Source organism: Microcystis sp. M079S1 (assembly GCF_020246425.1).
Classification (GTDB): Bacteria; Cyanobacteriota; Cyanobacteriia; order Cyanobacteriales; family Microcystaceae; genus Microcystis; species Microcystis aeruginosa.
On sequence record NZ_JADBSZ010000100.1, the window covers coordinates 24817 to 31269 of the forward strand.

The 6453-nt window shown below is 42.4% G+C and carries 7 protein-coding genes; 4 read left to right on the forward strand and 3 right to left on the reverse strand.

What is annotated here, in order from left to right; translation table 11 throughout:
• Positions 1-106: 106 nt before the first annotated feature.
• Together IM456_RS06125 and IM456_RS06130 are read right to left on the reverse strand one after the other, a co-directional pair.
• Positions 107-382, reverse strand: a complete 276-nt coding sequence (locus IM456_RS06125; protein WP_045356513.1) for a hypothetical protein — start codon at positions 380-382, stop codon at positions 107-109.
• Between the two features lie 376 nt (positions 383-758).
• Positions 759-1319: a DciA family protein gene (locus tag IM456_RS06130; protein WP_287692897.1), complete on the reverse strand. Its 561-nt coding sequence runs from the start codon at positions 1317-1319 to the stop codon at positions 759-761.
• A 78-nt stretch (positions 1320-1397) separates the two neighbouring features.
• Here IM456_RS06130 and IM456_RS06135 point away from each other — a divergent pair, with 78 nt between their 5' ends.
• The 4 genes from IM456_RS06135 (at position 1398) to IM456_RS06150 (ending at position 6029) form a co-directional block, all read left to right on the forward strand.
• Positions 1398-2285, forward strand: coding sequence for a hypothetical protein (locus IM456_RS06135; protein WP_149985509.1), 888 nt, complete (start codon positions 1398-1400; stop codon positions 2283-2285).
• A gap of 22 nt (positions 2286-2307) precedes the next feature.
• Positions 2308-2964 (forward strand): PspA/IM30 family protein, encoded by a 657-nt coding sequence (locus IM456_RS06140; RefSeq protein ID WP_287692896.1) that lies wholly within the window; start codon positions 2308-2310, stop codon positions 2962-2964.
• 543 nt (positions 2965-3507) lie between these two features.
• The gene (locus IM456_RS06145; RefSeq protein ID WP_147073245.1) at positions 3508-4281 is read left to right on the forward strand and encodes a PspA/IM30 family protein; all 774 of its coding nucleotides are present in this window, start codon (positions 3508-3510) and stop codon (positions 4279-4281) included.
• Positions 4282-4370: 89 nt separating this feature from the next.
• On the forward strand, positions 4371-6029 hold the full coding sequence (locus IM456_RS06150; RefSeq protein WP_287692894.1) for a hypothetical protein: 1659 nt from the start codon (positions 4371-4373) through the stop codon (positions 6027-6029).
• Positions 6030-6069: 40 nt separating this feature from the next.
• Here the strand turns inward: IM456_RS06150 and IM456_RS06155 are convergent.
• Positions 6070-6453: IS30 family transposase (locus tag IM456_RS06155; protein ID WP_287705291.1), on the reverse strand; the 384-nt coding region annotated here is incomplete at its 5' end.

Sequence of the window (6453 nt, forward strand, 5' to 3'; positions counted from 1 at the left end):
ACTCATCTATTATCTCAAAAATAGCGCCCTGAAAGATGTGGGAGGGTGAATTCATATTTTTAATGGGCAACGCCAATTTTTTGCTCCTGTTTAGGCCCCAGATATTCTAAACCGCGATCGGTTGTCGGGGAGCATGACGACTAGGGGAAACCACCACGGGAGTTGGCGACACTGTACAGGTTAATTCTAGAGACTGTTCTAAACTAACCACCCGATTGAGTTGTTGCCATTCAGTACTAAAAGGAGGCATCGCTAGAGCGCAGGCTTTCCAATGAGCTTCGACGGGAACATCTAGTTGTTGACAAGTGCCACCGCGCCGACCTTGGGTTTGATAGTATCGGCAGTATCGACAGGAAGAAGTAAGAAAGTTTGCGGCTTGCATGGGTTGGCTTTAAAAGGAAGATGATTATAACGAACTCAAGGGATGACTCTCTTTTCGCTCTGTGTAATATTGTCCTACCCTGTGCCAAGGGTATTTTCCTGACTACCACAGCTAGAACTGATATGCCATATAGTTTTTAGTGATCCCCAAAAAAAATTTTATTTTTAGAATCTTTTAATAGTTACTTTGCAAAAAGCAGCACTGTCTCAAAACTGAAGAGTTCAACTCAGTTGTGGCCGAGGTTATTGGGTCTAGTATCAGCAATAACAGAACGGGGATCAAGCCTTAGCTCGATAGAATTGATGAATACAGGTTCAATTAAGACAGAAAAGATCGGCCAATTGATTCCTGACTCAAAACCACTCTTTCCACAATACTATAAAAAAATTGCATCTTTTACCCCGCCCGACTGGGCAAAACAAAAAGCACAACATTGCCAACGCTCAAGCTCTCCGGAGGGAGTGGGAGACTGACAACGAGGGCAAATTGGCCAGGATCGGGTTCTATGACGTATTTTCTGGCTCCAAGTCTCTAAACCGTCCGGTTGCTGGGGATTTTCTGGCGGTTTTTCCGGGGTGACATAGCTAGGATGATCTCTGAGGGAATTAGGTGCGATCGCTTCTAGCGGAATTAACTGACTATCCTGCTGCCAACGGGCAGCAGAAAAGCGGATATCGCTCAAGGGAGTCTCTAACTGACTATTAAGCCGTTTTAATAAGCTATAGCGTTGTAAAGACAATTCCTGTGCTAAAGCGGCGCTACTGGTAGCCACCGATAAAACCCCGCGACTCAGGGAAAAAGGCCGGGTTTGCTCAAGCAGACGGGGATTAATAATTTTTGGCCACAATTGCAGCACTTGATCATAGTGGCGATATTCTTCCCAACCCGCCTGTTGAGTAATAACCGCCAAAATTTTGTCAAGAGAATGTAAAGACATCTGGAAAATCTAGGGAATACCACGGTACACTAGGACGAAAAAACCCCCTAACTTTTCAGCATAACCTTTAATACCCTCATGAAATCCGATCGATCCCCATCCCCCCAAGATTCCCCTCTCTCGATCGTTCATCAACCCAGTTCAGCCATCGATCCCGCTCGGGAACCAGAATACCTAGAAGCTGCTGTCATTAACGTCTATCCCCAAGCTAAAGATGTCTTTTTTACCCCTTGGGGTATCCGGGCAATGGTGATCTTTTTAATTGCTAATAGTCTCCTCAGTCTCAATCAATGGTTAACCACCACCCCCACCCCGAGGAAAGCTGAGAATTCCCCCCTCGAGCCGCACCAAAATAACTCCCGCCACCTCGATCGATTGATAGCGATCGCTCGTCCAGTACAGAAAACTCCTCAAACCAGTCCGATCGTTAATATTCCCGCTCCTCCGGTTAAAACTAGCCCGATAACTAATATTACCTCCCCACCAGTGGTTCAGAGTCCCCCCACCGCTATCAATCTGACTAATGCCCTCTTACCCCCGAATCCGCCACCATCCCCAATGCCGGCCCATCAATTACCCGTCAGTAAGATCAAGCAATCTTTACCCGTCGCCCCCCCGGACCCCAGTACCCCTCCAGCATCTTCCCTAGTTTCCGCACCACCACCGCCACCGCCCCAAGTCACCCCCGCCCCCTCGACCGCGATCATTAACGAACGAATGTTGGAGGAATTGCGTCAAAGAGAAGAATCACCCGCTAATTTACCCTTTTTTCAACGGGAAAAAGCCCGTCGCTTGGCCAATCAAAACCGACAGGATGCCACGGAGTTAATGAAACAGTTACCGCCAGAATTACAAGCATCCCCTTCTCCCAGTAGTCCGGCACCTTCAGAAACAGCCGATCCGTCCCAGTCCCCCGTCCCTAGTTCTATCATTATTGATAGGAGCGGCACTTCGGTAAACTATTAGGGTTCCTATCGGGAGGACGGCAATGGGTTTGTTTGAGCGCATGGGCCAAGCAATTCGCGCCCAAGTCAATAGTCTGATTCAGGAAAATCAAGATCCCGAAAAACTGCTGGAAAAGGCGATCTTGGCGATGGAAGGGGAATTGATGCAAATGCGACAAGCCCTGGCGGCAGCCGTCGCTACCCAGAAACGTACCGAGCGCCAACGACAACAACAGGAAAAAGCGGCCCAAACTTGGCACGAACGCGCCCAATTAGCCCTACATCACGGTAACGAGGAACTCGCCCGCCAAGCTCTCAGCCAATGGCAAACCTATCAAAGTCAGATCGCCCCCCTACAAACCTCCCTGCAACAACAGACGGCTATTATACAAAAGTTAAAGAAAGAACTCTTGACAATTGAACGCAAATATGCTGAGATGAAAGCACAGAAAAGCCTTTATGTGGCCAGATTGCGATCAGCGAGTGCCAGTCAAAAAGCCCAAGAAATTATGGGCAGTTTGAACAGCAGTCAGATGGGAACTATTTTCGAGAAATTAGAAGCAAAAGTCCTAGAAGCTGAATCCCAAGCCGATTTAATCGGGTATAAAGACCCCTTAGAGCGACAATTCCAAGATTTGGAGGGACAAAAACAAATTGAAGCGGAATTACTCAAGTTAAAACAAGAAAACTTGGATGGGTGATGTGGGAAGTGGGGTGTATTTTCAGTGAACAGTGAACAGTAAACAGTAATCAGTGAACTGAAAACTCACATCTGACTCATGAATACTGACTGCTGATTGCTTCTGTGGTTGATCAGAAATTTGGGTTGAAAACCCCGTCCTTTTAGGATGGCCTTGTGCTAAAATACCCACAGGTGGTTCCGACCGTGAGAACGTGAGCAAACAGGTTAAACGTCCTACTCCGTGATCTGAAAATTTCTAACAGTCAATGGTGTTTAATTAAGTCCAAACTGTCAGAACGCCAAACAATTAAATACTGTGGGACACACAGAAATTTACGCTTGGGGAGTAGTCTTTAAGAGTGCTTGCCTTATAGGTGTAGTCGGACTAGATATGAAACTGTAAGTCCAAAGCTAACTTAGTTAGTAGAGGCCGGATTCAGCCCAAGAATCTCCGCACTTTTAGGGCGGAGAGTGTCAAATTAGAGAATAAGCCGTTAGGCAAGATAGGAAATTTTAAGAACAGTTAACTGATTTAGTACACACCGAGAGGAACAAGAGCGTCATGGGTTTATTCGATCGCCTTAGCCGAGTTGTCCGAGCTAACCTCAATGATATGGTGAGCAAGGCTGAAGATCCAGAAAAAATGCTGGAACAAGCTGTCAGTGATATGCAAGAGGATCTAGTACAGGTACGTCAAGCGGTCGCTAGAGCGATCGCCGAACAGCGACAAACGGAACAAAAATACAGCAAAGACCAGTCAGAAGCCAATAAATGGGAACAAAGAGCCAAATTAGCCCTTGCTAAAGGGGATGAAACTCTCGCCAGGGAAGCTCTTAAACGCAAGAAAGATTTCACGGAAACCGCCGCCATTCTCAAAAATCAACTGGATCAGCAAACGGTACAGGTAGATAGTCTGAGAAAAAACTTGATTGCGCTCGAAAGTAAGATTTCTGAGGCAAAAACCAAGAAAAATATGTTAGTAGCTCGCTCCAGAGCCGCAAAAGCTAACGAAGAACTCCAAAAAACCCTCGGCAGTATCAATACCAGTAGTTCCGTGGGTGCTTTTGAGCGCATGGAAGCAAAAGTTATCGAGTTAGAAGCCACTAGTCAAGCTTACGGTGAATTGGGTGGCATCGGCATCGAAAATCAATTCGCTGCACTAGAATCGGGTAGCGATGTGGATGATGAATTAGCACTGCTAAAAGCACAAATGTCCGGGGGAGCATTACCTGGTACAGCTTCTAGTCAACCCACTTTACCCCAAGCAACCACCGTCAGGGATTCGGCAGTGGATGCGGAATTAGAGGAATTGCGATCGAAGTTAAAAGAACTGTAAAACTTTGAGAGCGTCGAGACGTACTATCTACGGTACGTCTCTATTTATTAATTAATTTTGTTGTTGAATTTCGAGGCACCCCAATATACATGAACATCAGTACATTTGTGTTAGCTGTATTTTTTCTGGTTTTAGCTGTCAGTGTATGGATTGCTAAGAAGTCTGGGTTTCAGAATTTTTTAGATAAGTTTGTCGTCTTTTCCATACTACCCTTATCTTTAACTGTGATTCTCCTGATCGGGCTAAAGGTTTTACAGTTTCCTCTCGATGAGTTGAGCCATAATCGTTTGATTCCTACCTTTGCTTTTAATTGCGGCTATAGGCAAATTAATGCTTTAGAAACTGGACCAGTTTTATTTTGGGCCTATGGACCAATAGGCCCGCTTTTTTATTGGCCAGCTACCTTAGCTAATTCCCCTACTATTGCTACTATGATAGGAGGTGTGATTAACATTACTTTATTCTTTTTACCCTTGGTATTTTTGTGTGCATCGTTTTCAAAGATTCAACGAAAATCCACGCTATTATATGGTACTTTAATTATTTACTTATGTTTATTTTGGGTAGAAAATACTACTCCCTTAAAATACTCTGCTTTCAGGATTCATGTTGATTCTCCCTCTCTTATGCTTGCAGCAATGGCCTGTATAGCCGTGTATTGGCGTTACAAAAATATGTGGTTAAAGTTAAATGCTTATCTTTTACCAATGTCGGCTCTTTTATCAATTTTAGCAATCTGGACAAAGCATAATTTAATTTTTCTACCTCTAGCTATAATTACTTACTTGATTTTGACCAAAAACTATGATTATGTAAAGATTTACACTGGTTACTTAATGGCATTTGGAGTGATCATTTCTTCTGCTATTTTTTTATTGTTTAGTCCTGATTATTTATATTTTTCAATGTTTAAATTCATGGCTAATTTACCCAATGCTCTTTCATCGCAAACTAATGAAAAGTTCAACCTAATCAAATCTACATTTTATGAGTTGATGAGCTATCTTGTGATTTACTTAATCATCATAATTATTAATATTGGGGTCACTTTAAAAATTGAGGGTTCAACTACAATAAGAAAATGGTTATATAAAAATAATTGGTTGATATTTTTCCTGGTAACTATCTATATGTTGCCAGTTGCCTTTTCCAGTAGGCTGAAATGGGGTGGAGATATTAACTCTTACAGCGTCGCCTTGTACTTTTTATTGTTGACTGTAGTAGCTATCTTCCTTGAAATTATTATTTATGATGACAAAGTAAACAATAAAGTTGTTCTAAAATTTTCTAGATTAGTTAAGCTATTTATAGTTTTTGGTTTAGCTGTAACCATTTCAATAAGTTATAGATATATAATATCTGTCCCAGCTGCCATTAATTTTACTCTAAGTGAGATAACTAACAATAATCCTCTGGAAATGAGTTATAACTATTCAATAAAACACCCAAATTCTGCTTATTTTCCTGACTATTTGCTATCAAGCATAATGGCAGAAGGAAAATTATACCACTCCATGAGAGGGGTATACGATAGAGATGTTGGTGACTTGCCTCTCACTAATGAACATTTTCGAGAATATATACCCTCAGATACTCAATCAGTTGCTTTTTTTGAAGAAGAAAAAAACAACAAATGGCAGCTGGAAAGAACGACAATTATTAAAAATTACTTACCAGAATTGTCAGAAAAAATTTCTATTGAAGAACTGCCAGGATGGTCAGTTTATGTCCGCTCCGCTGATAATTAGACCTAGTTAACTACCCAGATAGAATTGATGACAGGCCGATTCAAGTCTGAATTGCATCACTATCTGATCTACCTTTATAGAATACCTCATTCGGGGTACGATAGTCAAGACATTTTCGAGGACGATTGTTAATCAAGTTTACGGCTATTTCCACCTGCTCTGGCTTAACAATTTTAAAATTCGTTCCCTTGGGGAAAAATTGTCTTAACAGTCCATTGGTAGGCTCGTTTAATCCCCTCTCCCACGAATGATAAGGAGTAGCAAAATAAAAATCTGCTCCTAGTTTCTGACTCAACTCTTGATGTCCACAAAATTCTTTGCCGTTGTCACAAGTAAAGGTTTTTCTTTGGTCAGGGTGAATCTCTTGAAAAAGTTTTTCTGTGACTCTATTGATTTCCGATGCGGTTTTGTTTTTGGCTAATCC